At 53.5% G+C, this 19,589-nt stretch carries 18 protein-coding genes; 6 read left to right on the top strand and 12 right to left on the bottom strand.

All coding sequences use genetic code 11. The annotated features are described in order from the left end of the window. Positions 1 to 10: 10 nt before the first annotated feature. The 4 genes from I9W95_RS13645 to I9W95_RS13630 form a co-directional block, all read right to left on the bottom strand. A complete protein-coding gene (locus tag I9W95_RS13645; RefSeq protein WP_225675812.1) occupies positions 11 to 1,477 on the bottom strand; it encodes a DUF6160 family protein in 1,467 nt (488 codons plus the stop codon). Between the two features lies 1 nt (position 1,478). After that, positions 1,479 to 2,627, bottom strand: a complete 1,149-nt coding sequence (locus I9W95_RS13640) for a DUF6160 family protein (protein WP_225675811.1) — start codon at positions 2,625 to 2,627, stop codon at positions 1,479 to 1,481. A 293-nt stretch (positions 2,628 to 2,920) separates the two neighbouring features. Beyond that, entirely contained in the window at positions 2,921 to 3,970 is a 1,050-nt protein-coding gene (locus tag I9W95_RS13635; RefSeq protein WP_225675809.1) for a DUF2333 family protein, read from the bottom strand. A 145-nt stretch (positions 3,971 to 4,115) separates the two neighbouring features. Beyond that, positions 4,116 to 5,660 (bottom strand): OmpP1/FadL family transporter, encoded by a 1,545-nt coding sequence (locus tag I9W95_RS13630; protein ID WP_225675807.1) that lies wholly within the window; start codon positions 5,658 to 5,660, stop codon positions 4,116 to 4,118. A gap of 271 nt (positions 5,661 to 5,931) precedes the next feature. Here I9W95_RS13630 and tsaA point away from each other — a divergent pair, with 271 nt between their 5' ends. After that, a complete protein-coding gene (tsaA, locus tag I9W95_RS13625; protein WP_225675805.1) occupies positions 5,932 to 6,651 on the top strand; it encodes a tRNA (N6-threonylcarbamoyladenosine(37)-N6)-methyltransferase TrmO in 720 nt (239 codons plus the stop codon). Positions 6,652 to 6,660: 9 nt separating this feature from the next. Here tsaA and tmpT read toward each other — a convergent pair whose 3' ends face one another. Continuing rightward, entirely contained in the window at positions 6,661 to 7,335 is a 675-nt protein-coding gene (gene tmpT, locus I9W95_RS13620) for a thiopurine S-methyltransferase (protein WP_225675802.1), read from the bottom strand. 87 nt (positions 7,336 to 7,422) lie between these two features. Continuing rightward, positions 7,423 to 7,833 carry a winged helix-turn-helix transcriptional regulator gene (locus I9W95_RS13615; RefSeq protein ID WP_225675800.1) on the bottom strand — a complete coding sequence of 137 codons (411 nt, stop codon included), beginning with the start codon at positions 7,831 to 7,833 and terminating at the stop codon, positions 7,423 to 7,425. Positions 7,834 to 7,917: 84 nt separating this feature from the next. Here I9W95_RS13615 and I9W95_RS13610 point away from each other — a divergent pair, with 84 nt between their 5' ends. Together I9W95_RS13610 and I9W95_RS13605 are read left to right on the top strand one after the other, a co-directional pair. Further along, positions 7,918 to 8,778, top strand: coding sequence for an SDR family oxidoreductase (locus I9W95_RS13610; protein ID WP_225675798.1), 861 nt, complete (start codon positions 7,918 to 7,920; stop codon positions 8,776 to 8,778). Positions 8,779 to 8,828: 50 nt separating this feature from the next. Then, a complete protein-coding gene (locus tag I9W95_RS13605; protein ID WP_225675796.1) occupies positions 8,829 to 9,116 on the top strand; it encodes a DUF3861 domain-containing protein in 288 nt (95 codons plus the stop codon). Between the two features lie 69 nt (positions 9,117 to 9,185). Here the strand turns inward: I9W95_RS13605 and I9W95_RS13600 are convergent, their stop codons facing one another. The 3 genes from I9W95_RS13600 to I9W95_RS13590 form a co-directional block, all read right to left on the bottom strand. Next, complete coding sequence (locus I9W95_RS13600; protein WP_225675794.1) at positions 9,186 to 9,671, bottom strand: FKBP-type peptidyl-prolyl cis-trans isomerase; 486 nt, start codon at positions 9,669 to 9,671, stop codon at positions 9,186 to 9,188. A 153-nt stretch (positions 9,672 to 9,824) separates the two neighbouring features. Then, positions 9,825 to 12,137: an ATP-dependent helicase gene (locus I9W95_RS13595; RefSeq protein ID WP_225675792.1), complete on the bottom strand. Its 2,313-nt coding sequence runs from the start codon at positions 12,135 to 12,137 to the stop codon at positions 9,825 to 9,827. Positions 12,138 to 12,485: 348 nt separating this feature from the next. Next, the gene (locus tag I9W95_RS13590; protein WP_225675790.1) at positions 12,486 to 14,411 is read right to left on the bottom strand and encodes a DEAD/DEAH box helicase; all 1,926 of its coding nucleotides are present in this window, start codon (positions 14,409 to 14,411) and stop codon (positions 12,486 to 12,488) included. Positions 14,412 to 14,733: 322 nt separating this feature from the next. On the opposite strand from I9W95_RS13590, the gene ppnP reads away from it, so the two are divergent. After that, the gene (gene ppnP, locus I9W95_RS13585) at positions 14,734 to 15,015 is read left to right on the top strand and encodes a pyrimidine/purine nucleoside phosphorylase (RefSeq protein WP_225675788.1); all 282 of its coding nucleotides are present in this window, start codon (positions 14,734 to 14,736) and stop codon (positions 15,013 to 15,015) included. 60 nt (positions 15,016 to 15,075) lie between these two features. On the opposite strand, the gene I9W95_RS13580 is transcribed toward ppnP, so the two are convergent. The 3 genes from I9W95_RS13580 to I9W95_RS13570 are packed head-to-tail and all read right to left on the bottom strand — an operon-like array spanning position 15,076 to position 18,415. After that, on the bottom strand, positions 15,076 to 17,727 hold the full coding sequence (locus tag I9W95_RS13580; RefSeq protein ID WP_225675786.1) for a putative bifunctional diguanylate cyclase/phosphodiesterase: 2,652 nt from the start codon (positions 17,725 to 17,727) through the stop codon (positions 15,076 to 15,078). A 27-nt stretch (positions 17,728 to 17,754) separates the two neighbouring features. Further along, on the bottom strand, positions 17,755 to 18,207 hold the full coding sequence (locus I9W95_RS13575; protein ID WP_404818757.1) for a PilZ domain-containing protein: 453 nt from the start codon (positions 18,205 to 18,207) through the stop codon (positions 17,755 to 17,757). Continuing rightward, positions 18,110 to 18,415, bottom strand: a complete 306-nt coding sequence (locus tag I9W95_RS13570) for a hypothetical protein (RefSeq protein ID WP_225675921.1) — start codon at positions 18,413 to 18,415, stop codon at positions 18,110 to 18,112. The genes I9W95_RS13575 and I9W95_RS13570 overlap by 98 nt, the downstream gene beginning before the upstream one ends. Before the next feature lie 151 nt (positions 18,416 to 18,566). Between I9W95_RS13570 and I9W95_RS13565 the strand changes: the two genes are divergently transcribed. Then, on the top strand, positions 18,567 to 18,821 hold the full coding sequence (locus tag I9W95_RS13565; protein WP_225675784.1) for a DUF3820 family protein: 255 nt from the start codon (positions 18,567 to 18,569) through the stop codon (positions 18,819 to 18,821). A 21-nt stretch (positions 18,822 to 18,842) separates the two neighbouring features. Continuing rightward, the gene (locus I9W95_RS13560) at positions 18,843 to 19,547 is read left to right on the top strand and encodes a glutamine amidotransferase-related protein (protein WP_225675782.1); all 705 of its coding nucleotides are present in this window, start codon (positions 18,843 to 18,845) and stop codon (positions 19,545 to 19,547) included. Positions 19,548 to 19,589 lie beyond the last annotated feature (42 nt).

Here is a 19,589-nt window from a genome sequence, read left to right as displayed (position 1 = left end):
TGCTTGCCCTTTACTGGAGCGGTTCTACCCGGAAATAACTGCCCGGTTGCAGTGATACGTTATTCATCACCAGTCGGCCGGTCTGTCCCTGCTGGATCAGACCATCCCCCATACGGATCTGGTTGATGTTTACATCCATACTCTGATTCAGAACACCAACGTGCAGACCTTTTTCGGTCTGGTCGATGGTCTGTGAAACAGACACATTATTCAGCACCACGCTGGCCGTAAGCTGCGGATCAGGATCGCCTGCATTTTCAGCAGGATCGTCTTTAATCGTCAGATCAAACGATGTAGTACCCGCCATGGTCAGATCCATTTGCAGACCCTGAGCACCCACGCCAGGCAAGGTGTACATCTGCATGTCGATGCTGTCACCGTTCAGGTTAAGGTTTTCGATGGCGTACGAACCCATACTCAGACTCTCGTTACTGCCGTCGCCTGAGCTGAGGGTAATTGCGCCGATGGTCAGATCAAGATCAGACACATTGGAAATGCGCGTATCGATGCCGGTAGTAAAACCGGTATCGATAAAGTCCAGCGTGTAATCGATTTCACCATTGGTATTCAGATTGACGTTGTTCAGATTAAGACGCTGATCGCCGGTACGGTAAAACACATTACCCACGGTCAGGTCGGAATTAATACGACCAGCAATACCATCAACATCCGGATCCTGATTGGCAGCAATGGTGAAATAACCGGTATTAACCGTAATATCGCCATAGCCGAGATCACCAAAGTTATTGGCGCCAAAAATATTTTCGCCCTTGTCGTTGAGCAGCGAAATATTGCGGATTTCCAGACTACCCGACGTCTCACCAATTTCCAGTTTCAGTTCGTCGGTATCACCAGTCAGGAAAACTTCACTGCGGAAAGTGGTTTCGCCAATTTTCGGCAGGAAAACAATATCGGTAGAAAATGTCAGACCATCTTCATCGAACTGGTAAGTCAGGCCACTGCCTTCTTCCATGGCTGTTACAAAACCGATTTTTGAACCCGCAGGATCATTCAGCAATACCGTTTCCAGGTAGCTGTCACCGATAAACTTCCACACCGAAAGACGTACGCCACCAAACAATGAGCGGCCACTCAGAGCAATTTCGCCAAACTCAAGTTCGAGTGTATCAATATCACTCTGACGAATATGAACGTTACCCTGATCATCAACATCAATTGTTGTACGGATGGTATCTACGCCGGTCATCACACCATCGGCATCGGTAGTAATAGTGCGCAGCGACATGCCATCAATGGTCAGATTGTCCGCACCCTGACCATCCTTATCTTCCTCGGTGTAACGAATTTCACCCGTGGTCAGCATCTCACCGTTAGCATCATTGGTCGTGACCTCAATGGTAATACCGGACTGACCAGACACGGATGCCATATCGGAATCATCCAGCACCTGCATAGCCTGCGCAGATGAAGCCACAGCGGCCTGAATTACAGCAACAGAAAGCAATGTTTTGTTCATATCAATGCCCCTGCACTTGCAAATAACTGTTGTTAGACAGGTTAATCTGCATATCCAGTGTGCCCAGGCTAACCGGAGTCTCTACCGTACCCACCTTATCGCTGCGCTGCATAGTGACATCCTGAACCACCAGGTTGGCTGAAGCGCCGCTGTTGGCATCGGTGTTGTCAAAGTCGAACACCAGACCACGCTCACCATCAACGTTCATACGCAGACCTTTCACTTCAAAGTCTGAGGCCATCAGCACGCCAGCGGAAAGTTCAAATACGTTGGCATTGGGATAGCTGCCGTCAACTTCACCCGCGATGTAAACGAAATCAAAGCCGGAGTCCTGCTTGATAACGCTATCCATCTCGATACCGTATTCATCAGCACCACGAGCGTTCTTAACCAGCAGGTAGCCGCCCGGCTGAATAATGATGTTGCGCAGTGCCAGGCTATTCAGAACATCTTCACCGATGCGGACGTTGTAAAAGTTGATATTGCCGCCATCAATGGTCGGCAGACCGATACGCAGGCCTTCGCCCACCAGGTCAAAAGAAATGTCTTCCAGCAACAAACCGCCGCCTGCTGCATCATAAGGATCGCCGAAGTCCACCGTCGTCGTCATGCGGGTGCCTTCGTCTTCAAAATAGGTCTCAAACGACATTGATGCCGGGATATCGACATCCAGCGTCAGGCCGTTACCAGGCGTACCATTGACAGGAAAACCACCGGCGTACAGATAAGTGACAACGGCATCACCCGAGCCAATCTGAAAATTGCCCTGGCCATAACCACCCAGAGAGTCGCCATTGATGGCAATAGAGCCGACTTCGATTTCAAATGGCAGGTCACGATTGGTAAACACCAGCGCCTTCTCACCATTAACATCACGCACTTCAAGATCCACCTGCACCGGACGGTTGGTCGGCGTGTAAACGCGCACTGGCGCCATAGACAGTGTTCCAACGGAACTGTCGGCTTCGCCCATGCCATCGTCGTCGATGTAAGTGATGGAATCGATTCGAGCATCAAACTCTGACGTATAACGCAATCCCTGAGCCTGACCTGTCACTTCGGACATAGTCTGCTCATCCAGCGCTTCCAGAGCGATGACGTTGCTGGCAGCGAACACAGCGCCCAGCAATAGACAGCACTTTGATGCCATCAGGATCTCCCTATTTTTATTCTTGTTATACGTATGCGGTTTAAGGTGATACGACAGTGCAATTTATCAGAATCAAAACTGACGTGCTACTTACGTCACAAAACCAATACCCCTTCCCTAGACCCAAAAACTTTAAAAATATGATAAAAATCAGCAAGTTAGAGCCGAGAGAGGGCTTTTGAGAGAAATGTAAAGATGCTGTCCGCCCGGGTGGATTATCCCCCCGGGCCAGAAAGTGCTGTCAGGTTAGTCCTGACAGTCAGGAATAGTGGCCAATAAGGCCAGGAGAGTGCTCAGCCTTGCGACAGCAGCTCACGTAAATCGAGGATCGCCGCATTCGCGCGCGAGATGTAGGACGCCATCACCAGTGAGTGATTGGCAAACATGCCAAAGCCACTGCCGTTCATAACCATCGGCGCCCACAGTGGCTCCTGCGTCGCCTCCAGTTCACGAATGATCTGACGCAGACTGACCAGCGCGTTCTTTTTCACCAGCACATCGTGAAAATCCACTTCAATCGCACGCAGAATATGCGCCAGCGCCCAGGCGGTTCCACGAGCTTCGTAGAAGACATCGTCCACCTGCGACCAGGGCGTTTTGACTTCCTGATCATCAACAGTTGGCGTGGACTGCACCGCTGCCGGATCACCCGCCAAGTCTGTATTCAGACGAGCCTTACCAACCGACGCACTCAGACGCTGAGATAAGCTGCCGAGTCGTGTTTCAACATCAAACAACCACTGACGCAGGTTATCTGCGCGCGCATAGAACTGTGCGGTAGGTTCTTTGGGGTCAGCCAGCCGACGTAAGTAGTTATTCAGTGCCTTGAGGCCGCGCTCGTACTCCGCTTCCGAGGAAGGTACTGCCCAGCTTTCGTTATCGAAATGCATCTGCGGCTCAGCCACCGCGAGATCCTTGTCTTCCGTAGACTGACTCTGAGAACGGCTGAAATCCTTGCGCAGCGCACGGGAGAAGTCACGCACCTGAACCAGCACGCCGTACTCCCAGTTCGGGATATTGTCGAGCCACACCCCCGGCGGGAAAACATCGTTACTCAGATAGCCACCTCGTTTGTGCAGCAGCGTATCGGTTACCTCCATCAGCGTTGCCGTGGTGGTAAAGCCAATCACATTATCCAGCCCCATTTCGGCAGCGCGTTGATCCGCGCGTTCTTTCACCGCAAACAGATCAGGTTCAGAACTCCAGAACATACCAATAATGACGGAGGCCAGCAGGTATAAAACTATAACGGTTACTACCAGACCACGGCCGGCTCCACCATCCGCCCACCAGTCCTGCAGACGTTCGCGGTAATCCTGCACTCGTTCAGATAACTGCCCCATTCCTGAAATCCTTAGTAAAACTCAACAGATACAGCTCAAAGCGTACCTTTCAGCGCCGGTAGCGACAAGTGCGATCCCGCCAAAAAGCAGTTTGCACAAACGAAAAAGCCCGCACAATGGCGGGCTTAGTCGAATGCAACGGCGCTTACATGCGGTAGTTAGCCTGGAAAGACAGACCCAACGCATTCACGTCGTATTCGCCTTGCAGGTTATCCAGACCTTTCTGCTCGTCGTCCAGTGTGTAGTTGTATTCATTGATGGTTGAAGTATCAATGAACAGGTACGCCACAGCAGCGTCGAAGCTCCAGTTGCTGTTCAGGTTATAGGTAGCACCAGCGGTCAGCCACTGGCGATCATTGTCCGGTACACGAGCAGTACGGTGCTCGTCTTTAACTGGCGTTTCGTCGTAAGCGTAACCAGCACGCAGGGTCCACTTCTCATCCAGGGTGTATTCAGCACCGAACGAGAACGCCAGAGTGTCTTCCCACTTCTCAACGATGTGACCAATGTAGTTCTCGCCCAGACCCGCGATATCATCGATCACGCCTTCGTCAGTCGCGATAACGTCGAAGTACTTGAAAGAAGACCAGTCAGTCCAGGTAGTTCCTGCCAGCAGCAGCACGCGATCGTTCAGCTGGTGTGCCAGGCTCAGGGTGGCAGAACGTGGCGCCGTCAGCGGTACACGGGAATCCTGTTTGGAGATGGTGCCAGTCGCTGGAGTACCGTCGGCTTTCAGCGGCGTGCTGTCCGGTGCTCCCTGCTGGGTTGTTTCCAGGATATTAATGTAGGTCACGCCAGCGCTGGTATCGGCAGGAACGATGGCATTCGCCGCGGATGAATAAGCGACAACGCCGTTGCTGCTGGTGAATTTGGATTCACCTTCCAGTTCAAAGTCGATCTCTGAGCGGTAAGCGAAACCGACAGTAGTGCGTGGCGCTACATCCCACATGAAACCAAAGTTCCAGCCGTAACCCATGTCATCACCGGATACTTCGAACTTGTTTTCAAAGCCACGGTAGTCTTCCGGATTGATTGCCTGGCCGCCCTGCGCTGCACTGTATGCCGCTGCCAGAGGTACCAGATCCAGCTCCTTGCTCAGCAAGCCCTTGGCATAAACGATGTCGATACCCATACCGAAGGAAAAGGTATCGCTCAGCTTGTAGGACATACTTGGCTGGAAATCGATGGTTGTCAGCTGAGTTTCATCAGCGAAACCACTGGCCAGAGAGCCATCTTTGTAATCAGTAGAGGTACCATTTGGTGCAAAGATACCGAAGCCGATGGCGGCCTTGTCATCCAGTTTACGGACGTAGTAACCGAACGGAATTATTTTATCCGGCATAAAGTCGCCGCCGTCGTTGTAAACGCCGGCTTCACCGAATGGCGAGGTCTGCGTGGTTGGTACTTCGCTGGAAACGCCCGCACCGTCGGTACGTACGCCAGAGAACTCACCTTCAAGCTTCAGGTAGGTAAAACCAAAGCTCGCCTGAGACTTATCCAGACGGCTCATACCGGCCGGGTTAAAAAACACAACAGATGCGTCGTTCGCTACCGCAGCACTACCTGCAAAAGCACGACCAGCACCACTGGCGCTTTGCTCATTAATTTTGAAACCAGATGCCTGAACACCGGCACTGAACAGAGAGGCGGCTGCTACTGCAACGGCCAGACGGGAAGCGTTTTTAACCATTTGAAACTACCTTGCTGAAGAGCTTTGCAAGCCACGTAAGTGGCGGATTCGGACTTCTTGTTCTTCGGAAGCGGCGGCAGTATGCCGGCGCAAAATGAGCCACTATGTTTCAGTTTGTAAACAAATGGTTAAGTATCGTTATTAATTGAACCGCAAATAAAAACAATGAACACAGGTGTTCAATTATGAATTTCAGGCCCAGCAGGACGGGTATGAGGCAGGCAGACAAAGCGTGGGTATAATGAGCGTAAACCCGTCCAAGAGTTCCCGAATGAGCCTGAGTTCCAGCGAAATTCACCCTGTTGCTATTGCCAGAACCCCCTTTGCCGAGAAGTTCGCCATTCCTCGCCAGCCCAGCCTGGCTCCTGCAGCTTTATCCCGAATCGAACTGGTTGCACCATACAACCAGCCCGAGGCGCTGCAGGGGCTGGAGCAGGTAAGCCATATCTGGCTGTTGTTCAGGTTTCATGGTGTCGCTCCCGATAACCCACAATCACCGCGACTGCGGGTACGTCCGCCACGCCTGGGGGGCAATCAGCAAATCGGGGTGTTTGCCACACGCAGCACTCATCGTCCGAATGGCATCGGCCAGTCAGTGGTGAAACTCGTGGCGATTGAGGGCACCAGCCTGATCGTCTCCGGAGCCGACCTGCTGGACGGCACGCCCATTATCGATATCAAGCCCTATGTGCCTTACGCTGATTGCGTAACCAGTGCAGAAAATGGTATTGCCTCAGATGCTCCGCTACCGATTGAAGTGGACTGGACGGAAGAGGCTACCCGCAGAGCGGCTGATGAAGCTCAGCGTCTGGGCGAAGATGTGAAAGCGGTTCTGAACCAGTGTCTGGCACAGGATCCGAAACCCGCCTACCAGAAACCCGACCCGCAGCGCGAATACGGCGCCCGCTTCTGGGATCTGAATGTGGTCTGGCACTATCCCTGTGCCGATCGGCTGACCATTCTGCGTATTGAACTGGCAGCCAGTCGTTAACCCAGCTGTTTACTCAATCAGGTACACGCGCTGAATAAACGAATCCAGTCCCTGCTCCCGGAAGCGGGGCTCCTGATCGATCAGCTCGCGTTCCTCCAGGCGCTGGACCTGTTTTGCCGTGGCATAGTGCTGCTCAACCTCAGCATCACTAACCGCAAACGGCGGACCGCTGCGCTTCTTCTGATCATAATCCAGAGTAATCAGTAACTGCCGGGCCGACGGGCTCAGACTCAGCAGATGCTTTGTATAATCGGCACGCATGCTATCCGGCAAGGCCACAATCGCTGCACGGTCGTAAATCACCGCCGGAGCCACAAAACCCTCATCGGCCAGCAATTCCGCTGTAACGGCAAAAAAATCACCCGCAATTAACAGTACACCGTCGCCACGATACATCACCCGATCACCTTCCCGACTTTTAATCAGGCTGATGTCCAGCGCCTCTTGCAGCAAGCTGGCCAGCTCATCCAGTGCAATCTCACTCAGCTCTATGCCAACCACAGCATGACCCTGCTGACGCAGCCACACCAGATCCAGTGTTTTGCCGCACAGCGGAATCAGCACGGTGTCGCCTGCGGCGGCATCAACGGATGGCCAGTATTTCAACAGTGCCTTGTTTACTTCCTGCAGATGAAACCCGATTTCCATCCGCTCCCATTTGTCATGCCAGAAATCCGCCTGCATGGTACCTCCTCTTTATGAGTACCCAGTTATACAACAACTGTTCGAGCACTCAAAACCGACCAATGGTTAGCTTGCACCAGCGTTAACTCAGAGTTCTGCCGGAGTCTCCCCGGCATTAGCAGCCCGAAAAGCCATCACCGATGGCGTCAGCAGTTCGATACAGTCAGCCAGCGCCGCGACTTTTTCCGCCACGGTTTCACCACTCTCTGTCAGGCTGTACTCCACATACGGCGGAACCACCGGATAGGAAACCCGTTCGATAAATCCGTCTTCCGCCAGCGCCTGCAACGTCTGTGACAGCATCTTTTCACTGACGCCTTCGAGCTTACGCCGCAACTCACTGAATCGGTGTGTTCCACTGCGCAGCGCAATCAGGATTAACACACCCCAGCGACTGCACACGTGCTTAAGGATATCCCTTGAGGGACAAGGGCCGGCGAACAAATAGCCACGCTCCAGCGCATAAGACAGCGTGACCGGTTGATCATGGTCGCTCATATACTTACCTTTTTGTATGTACTTACTAAAAGTTAGCATGTGATATAGCCTGATGTCACTTACTCATTTAAGGAGCACAACATCATGATTGCTATCACCGGAGCCACCGGCCAACTGGGCCGCCTCGTTATTCAACAACTGCTGCAAACCCTGCCTGCCGAACAGCTGATCGCCGCTGTGCGCAGTCCGGAAAGAGCCGCTGACCTGCAGGCTCTGGGTGTGCAGGTGCGTGAAGCAGACTACAGCAACCCACAAACACTGCAGACCGCATTTGCCGGCGTGAACAAACTGCTGCTGATTTCCTCAAGCGAAGTCGGCCAGCGTGCCGCTCAGCATGCTAACGTGATCGCCGCCGCCAGGGATGCGGGCGTTGCTCTGCTGGTGTACACCAGCATTCTGCATGCTGACAGCAGCCCCCTGCCGCTGGCTGAAGAACACAAAGCGACCGAACAAGCACTGGCCGCCAGCGGCCTGCCATACACACTGCTGCGCAATGGCTGGTATACCGAGAACTACGCAGCGTCTGTTCCGGCAGCACTGCAATTTGGTGTCGTACTGGGCGCAGCGGGCGAAGGCCGCATCGCTTCAGCTGCCCGTGCTGACTACGCAGCCGCAGCCGCTCAGGTGATGCTCAGCGATAATCAGGCAGGTAAGGTGTATGAACTGGCAGGCGACGACAGCTATACCCTGAGCGAATTTGCTGGGGCGATTGCACAGATTTCTGCAAAAAATGTCAGTTATAACGACATGAGTGAAGCGGATTTCACTGTTGCATTAACCCAGGCTGGTTTACCAGCGCCACTGGCGACTATGTTTGCTGAATCCGATACCGGCGCCAGCAAGGGTGGCCTGTTTGATGACAGTCACAGCCTGAGCGGATTAATAGGACGGCCAACAACGCCGTATCAGGAAGTCATTGCGGCTCAACTCAACACTCTGAGCTGATAACCGCAGACAAGGGGCGGAAACGCCCCTTCTTTAATTCAGGAGATTGTATGAAACAACATCAATACCGTATTACGGTGGAACATCTGGCCGATGCCAAAGGCAACCCTTCAACCTATGAAGAACCCCTGGTATTCGAAACCGGAAATCACGACGATATTCTGCGCATTGTCGGTTTAATGAAAAGCCGCGACGATCTTACCGCTGAGCAGGCCACATCCTTTGCTGTAGGCCTTAAATTATTCAGTGAAGTGATGCTGGAAAACAAAGGACACCCTCTGTTTGCCGAGTTTCAGCCGCACTTTCTCGACTTTATGAAGAAGCTGAAAAAGAAGTAAGCATCAGGCAGAAACAAAAAACGCCGGCAAAAGCCGACGTTTCCGATAGTGAGAGTGCAGAACTGCAACTCAGTGGTGATGACCACCTTCACCATGTACATGACCGTGAGCCATTTCTTCTTCGCTCGCGTCACGAACAGATTCAACTTTGATGCTGAAGTTCAGAGCTTTACCAGCCAGCGGGTGGTTAGCATCAACAGTTACAGTGGTTTCATCCACTTCGGTTACGATCAGGTTAACCGGACCATGCTCAGTCTGAGCAGTGAACGCCATACCTGGTTCAACTTTTTCAACGCCCTGGAATGCTTCCATAGGAACCTGCTGAACGCGCTCATCGCTGTAGTCACCGTATGCATCAGCCGGAGCGATGGTCACTTCAAACTCATCACCAACCTGCTTGCCTTCCAGTGCCTGTTCCAGACCCGGAATGATGTTCTGCGCACCGTGCAGGTAAGTCATTGGCTGGCCGCCTTCGGAAGAATCGATCACTTCACCGCTGTCGACATCAACAACCTTGTAGTGAATGGTAACGACTTTCTGCTGAGCAATAGTCATTGGGCATATCCTGTATATCTGTGTCGGTTAAGACATGAATGAACACTCGACGAGTGTAACCTGTATCGCAAAGCGACCCGGGAACAACCCAAAACGACCGATCTCTACGAAAGGCCCACAGTATAACAACTGCTCCGGCCAGTACCAGCGCCGTTACAGAACAGTGAGAAAGGCCAGCGCCGTATGCTTATCCAGTGTGCGTGCCTGAGCCTCACCGTCGAAACGAATCTTGATATAACGCTCATCTTCTGACACCACAGTACCGCTGCCCAGCGAGTCATGACGAATACGCTTAACCGGTGTTTGCGGATGCTGCTTGCGATCGACGATATAACTGCCCGGCGCCGGCGGGTAGCCAGCTTGCTGTCGGACAGAGCCCGCACTGATCGCTTTCATGGTCAGACGTAACGACGATTGCGTGCGCTGAAAATAATCGTCCAGCCAGGCCGCCAGCACTCCGCCGACCGGAGACACCTCAACCGTTTCATTACCGTCATACAACGCCCGGCCAATATCCAGCGCACGTTCGTACTGCATTTCCTGACGAAAGCGGCTCTGCCAGCTTTGTGCCGCACCATTGTGTTTAGCGCTTTTTTCCTGTGCCGGAGCCATCAGGTGCAACTGCTCCCGCGCCCGCGTCATGGCCACATACAGCAATCGACGCTCACTCTCCTCACTGGCCGGCGTGGTGAACTCACCTTCCGGTGAATACGGATAATAATGCGCGTTAAGACCCGGAATAATCACCACTGGCCATTCCAGTCCCTTACTCTTGTGGATGGAGGTTAAATGCACCCCCTGCTGACCTTTTTCCGTCTGCTGTAAACGCTGGGCTTTCAGTTCACGTAAATAGCCATAGGCTTCACGACTGTTTTTTTCCGTATCACGCATAAAGCGCACAAAAGCTCGAATCGTCTGAATGCGATCTTCAACCTGTTGCGCCGAGAAAGCACTGTCGCGAATACCATCTTCCAGATCGGTCTGATCAATATAGTTATGCAGCAAACGCCAGGCCGGCTGAGTAATGTGTTCTGCGTCGGCAAGAATTTCCGCCCGGGCCTGCAACTGTTGCTTCTGCCATTTGCTCAATTCGTCAGGAATCAGAGCAGCAAACGATTCACCATAATCTTTATCCAGCACACTCAACTGCTGCGCCAGATTTTCCAGCAGCGAACGTTTAACCTTCGGATAAGGCGTGGTCAGCACAGTAAGCCAGGCATCGAGCTTTTGCTTTTGCGTGCGTCCGGCAAATACCCCGCCGGATATTTCCAGCAGAATCCAGAAGATCTGCAACTCCCAGCGATCCAGAACCGACTGCGAATTATGCAGCTGATAAGGAATTGCAGCCTGTAGTAAACCCAGCTCAATGGGGGCACACAAAGCCCACAAGCGGTTAATTACCGCGATATGCTCCGCTGGTCGTTTTTCCAGCTCGCTTTTAATAATGGTTAAAATCAGCGCCGCTTCACTGTGCGCTTCGTGCAGTTTAATGCGTGTCTGCGGCGTGCTCTGGTGCGACAGACACAGCACCGGATCACGCTCTTTATTGCAGCTGATTAAATGGTTGGCCAGCAGTGACAACTGGTGACCATAGCGAAAGGTATGCGGCAACTGATAATGTGTTACCTGTCCCATTGACTGTTCAAAACCACTGACAATAAATTCCGGGCGCGAACCACGGAACTCATAAATGGTCTGATCAGGGTCGCCAATAACCATTACATTGCCACGGCCACCGTACAGCACATCAAGAAACTTCTGCTGAATCGCGTTAATGTCCTGGTATTCATCGACCAGAATCCATTGCATATGGCCGCCAAAACGCGCGGCCACTTCCGGTTGATAGACGAAAGCCATCACCGGGTCATAAATCATATCGGCGTAACTGATACGTCGCTGCTGGCGCCGCCAGTCTTCAAACAGATCAAACAGATCAACAAAGATGCGGCATTGCGGTGGCAGCTCCAGCGATTCAAACACCTCGGTTGGTGACGCCAGTCCGGACTTCACCAGATCAATAAAGCCCAGCGCCGGTTCCACCCACTTCTTACGCTGCGACAAAATGTCCTGACGGGTTTCATCATCCGCCAGTTGTTGCAGGAAGCGCCACACCACAGGTTCTGCTTCGCTATCAGACAGCGGTTTGCCCTGAAACGGCGGCAACACCCCATCGGCAATCAGCCGCTGATAAATACGCAATCCTAACGAGTGAAACGTACGGACTTCCGGTAACGGCTGTCGCGGTAACAGCAGGCCCAGCTTGCGCTCAAAATCGACCCGTGCTGCACGGTTGTACATCAGCACCAGCATCCGCCGCGGGCTTACGCCCTGTGTCAGACGTTCTGCGATAAAGTGCGTCAGCGTTGTCGTCTTACCCGCCCCCGCCACAGCGACAACACGGGCATGCCCATCCGGATGACGGATAACCTGTTGCTGTTCAGGGGTAAGGTGACTGTGAGAAGACAAACGAAGGACCGGCTTTGCTGAAGAAAGGCCGGATTCTATCAGAATGGCGGGAAAAGCGGAGCAAGAGCACCTGCAGGCCCATCCATCCTTCGATGCCTGGTGATAGTGACGAAGCCGATACAAGACGCTGCACCGGCCACGCAGACCCGGAAAAAGCTACGCCGAGTAGGACGCGCGCTGCTGCATCGCCTTGTACCAGCGATTAATCGCCGGGTAATCATCTCCAGCACGCAGACGAATTACTTTGGCAAACTCCAGCGTACACAGCGTCGTGAAGCCTGCAACGCCTGAATTGAACAGACATAAAAAAGGAACCCGAAGGTTCCTTTTTTATTTACCTCTGATTACTCAGCGGTCGTTTTTACGTGGTGCGCGTGGCTTGCCATCGCTTTTACCACGGTGTGGCTTCTTCGGGCCACGATCGGAGCGGTCGCCACGGTCTGAGCGCTCACGACGTTCACCACGGTCTTCAAAGTTACGACCACCCTGCTTACGTGGTGGGCGGCTGTTACCACCATTACCGGAACCTTCCGGAGCTTCAGATGGCTTGTATACCTGCATGTCCAGAGGACGGCCACATACACGCGCCTTTTTCAGCTTGGACATTACCGCTGTTGGCATACCATTTGGCAGATCGATGACTGCGAACTGTTCACAGATTTCGATGTTACCGATGTATTCGCTGTCCAGATCACCTTCGTTAGCAATCGCACCCACCAGATTACCTGGCTTCAGACCATCGTCATAACCAACGGCTACCATGTAGCGCGTCATTTCAACTTCCGGGTGACCCTTCAGTGGTTTGGCACGTCCTTCCGGCAGTGCTTTTGGTGCACGTGGTGCACGATCACCGCGTTCGCGACGCTCACCGCGCTCAGGACGATCGCCACGTTCACGACGCTCGCGTGGTTCACGTGGCTCACGTTCACGGCTCATCATGCGCTCGTCGGCTTTCTCATCAATAAACAGTGGTTTTTCACCCTGCATCAGAGAAGCAACAGCAGCTGCAACGTCCAGTGAATCAACCGGATTCTTGCTCAGAATCTCTTCGATCATTTCACGGTAAACTTTGTTTTTCTCGGAGTGAATCGCATCGAGAATACGGCCTTCAAAGCGCTCACGACGCTTCTCGTTCACCTGCTTGGCAGATGGCAGCGGCATTTCTTCAATAGGCTGACGAGTCGCTTTTTCGATATCACGCAGCATGCGCTTTTCACGACCACGAACAAACACAATCGCTTCACCGTTACGACCTGCCCGACCGGTACGGCCAATACGGTGAACGTAAGATTCAGTGTCAGACGGAATATCGTAGTTAATTACGTGACTGATACGCTCTACGTCCAGACCACGGGCAGCAACGTCAGTTGCAACAATAATGTCGAGCTGACCTGCTTTTAATTTTTCAACGGCTTTTTCACGCAGTGCCTGCGGAATATCACCGTTCAGCGGCGCACACTTAAAGCCGTTAGCAGCCATAAAGTCGGATACTTCTTCAGTCGCCTGCTTGGTACGAACGAACACCATCATCGCATCGAAATCTTCGGTTTCGCAGATGCGCAGCATAGCGTCATTTTTATGCGCACCACCGACAAACCAGTAACGCTGACGGATACGGTCGTTAGTGGTGGTCTTGGATTCGATTTTCACCTGTACCGGATCGTTCAGGTGCGTTTCGGCAACACGCTGAATTTCTTTCGGCATAGTTGCGGAGAACAGCGCTACCTGACGTGAACGTGGGGTGTGTTCCAGAATCCAGTTAACGTCGTCAATGAAGCCCATGCGCAGCATTTCGTCGGCTTCGTCCAGAACCACGGCACGGATATCAGCCAGATTCAGGGTGCCACGACGCAGGTGATCCATAACACGGCCAGGAGTACCAACAACCCACTGTGGACCACGCTTCAGTTCGCGCAGCTGGCTGCCGTAATCGGAGCCGCCGTAAATAGCGCTGACGTTTACGCCCGGAATGTATTTGCTGTAAGTCTTAACAGCTTCTGCTACCTGCTGCGCCAGCTCACGGGTTGGTGCCAGACACAGAACCTGTGGGGCAGCCAGATCAACCTGAGTACGCGCCAGTAATGGCAGGGAGAAAGCAGCGGTTTTACCGGTACCGGTCTGGGCCATACCCAGAACATCACGGCCTTCCAGCAGGGAAGGAATACTGTTCGCCTGAATCGGCGATGGAGCTTCGTAACCCAGTTCCTCCAGTGTGCGGAGAATAGGAAACGGCAGGCCCAGGCTGGCAAAGCCTGGAACGGTAGAATCGGTCATATTGTACCTGTATGTGAACGAGGGCTTGGCCGCAATGGATCGCACTCTCTGCTCACACGGCGTTGGCCCGATTACTGTGAAGCCTGGCAATCCGCCGGCTTTCGATTTCCGTCGAAGGCAGTCTTATGGTGCGCCCTGCACACTACTCTGCCTCTCAGAAGGGGGGCGCACTATACAGGATCGACTTGTCACTGTCGCGTAATTTTTTACTACTGGTCGTAAACAGAACGACTTTGCTGGCAGATACGGCCACCAGCACAGTGATTGCCCAATAGCAGCGGACGCGTATAATCGCCGCTCCAATTAACAGGAGTACATCGCTGTGCTTAAAGTGAATGAATATTTCGATGGCAAGGTTAAGTCCATTGCCCTGCAAACCGAAACTCTGCCAGCCACCGTTGGCGTGATGGAGCCAGGCGAATACGAATTCGGCACCAGCCAGAAAGAAGTCATGACCGTGATCTCCGGTGCAATGGACGTTCTGCTGCCAGGTGAATCTGAGTGGAAAACCATCGCTCAGGGCGAGTCTTTCGAAATTGCTGCGAACGTTAAGTTCGGCGTTCGTATGGCTGGCCAGACTGCTTACTTCTGCACTTACGAATAAGTCCGGATAAGCACTGCTGACAGGATGCGCCAGCGCATCCTGTCAGCAGCTCCTCGCATATCAGTACTTCAGCCAGTCGCTGAACGCATCCAGCGGTAACGGTCGACTGAACAGAAACCCCTGACAGATAGTACAACCCTGCTCACGCAGATATGCCCGCTGCCCTTCGGTTTCCACCCCTTCAGCCAGCACCGCCAGCCCCAGGCCACGAGCCATATTAATAATGGTCGAAGTAATCACCCGGCCTTCCTCTTCCTCTTCCACCGAGCTGACAAAGCGACGATCAATCTTCAGTTTGTCGACGCGGAAACGCTGCAGATACGCCAGCGATGAATAGCCGGTACCAAAGTCGTCTACCGCCAGAGAAATCCCCAGTGCTTTCAGACCTTCAATGGTATTGAGCACCTGTGGTGTTGGCTCCAGTAAAGCACCTTCGGTAATTTCCAGTTCCAGCCAGGTCGGATCAATGCGATAACGCGCCAGTAATTCCTGCAGGCGATCAACCAGCCCACCAGCAATAAAGGTTGGCTGGGTAATGTTTACTGCCACCACAAACGGCGGCTGCCCTTCCTGCTGCCATTGCGCCAGTTGCTGGCACACATGAGTCAGTACCCAATGGTCCATATCCGGCATCAGGCCATTGTCTTCCGCCACCGGAATAAAACGCCCGGGATGAATCAGACCTTCCTGCGGATGCTGCCAGCGCAACAACGCCTCGGCACCAACCATATTCCCACTGTCCTGATCGACCTGCGGCTGATACCAGATCTGCAGTTCATCATCGCTCTGTAGCGCCGCACGCAACTGCGAGCCCAACTCCAGCCGGTCTGATGCCGCCTGAGTCAGTTCGTTGGTATAGAAGCGGTAGTGATTGCGGCCCTGTTGCTTGGCAGCATACATAGCGACGTCGGCGTAACTCAGCAGCTGAGTCACATCGCTGCCGTGCTCCGGATACAGCGTGATGCCGAGGCTGGCACCAATAAAGAGTTCACGCCCGGTACCGACATCGAAGCCTTTGGCAAACAGGTCCTGCAGAATACCGGCCACTTGTTCGACCTGTTTCTGGCTGACCACGTTTTCCAGCACCACCACAAATTCATCACCGCCCTGACGGGCGACAGTGTCACTGTCACGCAAACGTTCACGCAGGCGACGGGCACAGGCTTGTAACAGACGATCACCGGCCGGATGGCCAAGACTGTCATTGATGTGTTTGAAGTGATCAAGGTCGATAGTAATAACTGCCACCCGACGACGCTTAATCGCGGCTTTGTCGATGGCTTTCTGCAGGCAGGTCATCAGACCTGCGCGGTTTGGCAGCCCCGTCAGAGCATCGTGTGCCGCCAGATAATCGACCTGTTTCTCGGATTTGCGAATGCGTGACATGTCAGAGAACACCGCCACAAACTGACTGATGCGGCCATGATCATCACGCAGTACGGTGACACTCAGCAGTTGTGGAAACAATTCACCATTGCGGCGACGATTCATAATCTCACCACGCCAGCTGCCCTGGCGAATACACTGGCGCAGCATGGAACGGAAGAATGCGCGGTTATGCGAGCCTTTATCCAGTACCTGCACCGGTACTCCCACCACCTCACTGGCCGGATAGCCGGTAATAGCAGTAAAGGCCGGATTCACCGACTCAACCCGCCCCAGGGCGTCGACGATCAGTACCCCTTCCATTGCCGATTCCAGTACCTGCGCGGCCTGCTGCAGCTGTCGGGTGCGCTCATGGGCTTCCGTTATGTCCTGCACCGAACCAAAACGAGCCACCACCTTACCACTGCCATCTGTCACCACATCCGCCAGCACACGCACCAGACGAAGTTCCTCCGCGCGCGGACAGACCCGGCAGATAATATCGAACCCTTCGCCGGTATCACTGGAGCGCTGCATACTGCCCGCAACCCGATGACGGTCGTCCGGATGAATTCGTTCCAGTAGCTGGCGGGTATTAATCCAGCGGGTGTCTGCCGAGAAACCAAAAATTTCACCGCTCTGAGCGGTAAATGTCAGGCAGTCCTGCACCAGGTCGTTGTGCCAGCTGCCAATACCAGCCAGACGCTCGGTCCGCTGCAGCAGGCTGTCGCGCTGACGCAGTACATCCTGCACGGCCAGCCGGTCTGTCACCAGATAGGCCAGCTGCAAAAATGCAGACAGCAAAGCGCACTCACTGGCATCCGGAATCCAGGTATCAGGCGAGGTACCCAGCATCAGACAGGCGCCCGGCTGCTGATCAATAAAGGTAGAAAGCAGGATCACCCGCTGACAACTCAGCGAGGCACAGATGAACGCTGCTTCATCGCCATCTTCGCGTTCAATAATCTGCACCGTCTGGCCATTCAGCGCCGCCTTCCAGCGGCCTGCCGATGCCATCATCTGTTCTGCCAGCGGTGAACGTTCATGACTGTCGAGCTGCACACAGACATGACCTGAATCGCGGTCGCGCGGACAGATAAACATCAGTGCCTGCGAGCTATGCAAACGCGCAGAAATCTGACTCAGCGACGAGCGCAGATGCTCTGCAAGATTCTGGCGATCAGTACTCAGAAAACGCTCGGTGGCGGATTCCAGCACTTCTTCCAGTTTGGGTTTTCTGCTTCCCGGTAATGCATTCAGGTCTCCCCGAATGGCCTCTCCTTCAACCAGTCTTCTCCAGACTCCGCTCCAGTGCTCCTGCGCCGACGTCGACGGCATCCCAGTCATACAACAACTCCTGATTGGGTAACGCTGTTAATTGTGGATATTGGATAAGACAAATGCGTGCAGTGTGATGCGGTCGGAATCCGACATCTCGGTAAACTGCAGGCCAGCCTGAATTTCAGTTCCCCCACCCGGAGTGAGAGAGCGTACGATGGCAGATACAGTCACTATGCGTTCGATGCCGCTGACTGAGATCTGCGCGGTGAGTTTGATATCGTCGCCAATAGTAGCGGCCATATTACGGGTGTTAATTCGTGCTCCGCCCAGACTCAGGTCGAGAATGCGGGCAGAGGTTTTATCGCGGAAGCCCTCGCCGAAATGCACAGAGCAGATCACATCCACTCGTGCGCGAACGGTTTTGCGCACTTCCCCTAACTGCAACTGCTTAGGCATAGCCAGATGCAGATGCGGATAAGGCACGCGGGATATATGGGTTACTTCCGTGCGGAATGCACAGGCAGAATTTACCTGAGTCGCGAACAAACGTACCGCCAGCGGTGTACCCAGCTTCAGCACCCAGCGGACTGCCATTAACAATCGGCGTGGTCACAATAATGCCCTGGCCGGCTCGATAGCCAACCAGCAGTGAACGATCGCGATCGCTGGAATAGCCTTCGAAATCGAGTTGTAACGGCTGACCCGGCAACAGCTTCAGGTCCTCAAATCGGGTTTGTCTCGGTTCCGCGCTCATGATGAATTCACTGATAACTACAACAATACTCAAATGAGTGTAGACCATAGGGAAAAATGCGACGGGGGCTTGATGCCGGATTACGCAAGCGCCATCATTTACCAGGTGGCTGCTATCGGGGCCGCTGACAATGTTATTCAGAGGTACCTGAGTGTTTGATAAAACTGATTTAATCCGACTGGTAACCACCACCATGCCCTTTGGTAAGTATCAGGGGCGCATACTGGCTGAGTTGCCGGAGGAGTACCTGCTGTGGATGCACAAAAAAGGCATGCCCGCCGGACAACTGGGCATGTTGCTGGGGCTGATGCTGGAAATCCGCATCAATGGTCTGGAAGGTTTACTGAAGCCGCTGAAAGAACGTTATCCACTGGCAGCGCCCGACGCTCCTGATACCCTACAGTGACAAAGGCGACAGAACATCACGATGAAAACGCTGGGACTGCTTGAAACCGATGAACTGTACGACGACCTGCGAAGCGATTATGGCTCCTACGGGCAGATGTTCCGCAGTTTTTTCTCGCAATTGGGCGCACCCTTTAATTACCGTTTCTATGATGTGCATGCCGGTGAGCTGCCGGCCAGTTTCGACGAATGTGATGCCTGGCTGATTACCGGTTCCAAGGCTGGGGTTTATGACGAACTTCCCTGGATTGCACCGCTTCAGCAGTGGATTCGTGAGGCATACGCGCATGACAGCCGACTGATTGGCGTTTGCTTTGGTCACCAGTTACTGGCACACACCCTCGGAGGCTACGCTGCTCGCAGTCCGAAAGGCTGGGGAATCGGTGTACATACCACCCGAGTGGAACACTACCCGGTGTGGCTGAACGAAGACCAGAGCCATATCCGCCTGATATACAGCCACCGCGATCAGGTGGAAACGCTGCCACCTCAGGCACGCCGCCTGGCATCCAGTGAATTCTGTGAAAATGCCGCCTTTTTTATTGGCCAGCAGGTGATGGCGTTTCAGGGGCACCCGGAATTTACCGCAGAATATGCCCGTCGCTTATTACCACGGCGCGAACAGTGTATAGGCAGTGATACATTTCAACGCGGCATGAGCACGCTGGAACAACCTAACGATTCCGAGCGCGTCGGCCGCTGGCTCATGGAATTTATACAACTGTAGACGGAAAACCCGGTTGTAGGAGCGGGCCATGCCCGCGAAGGA

The sequence above is a fragment of the Thalassolituus marinus genome (genome assembly GCF_020320395.1).
GTDB lineage: Bacteria > Pseudomonadota > Gammaproteobacteria > Pseudomonadales > Oceanobacteraceae > Venatoribacter > Venatoribacter marinus.
The sequence above is the reverse complement of the archived record's forward strand: the minus strand, read 5'-3'. Positions and strand labels throughout refer to the sequence as shown.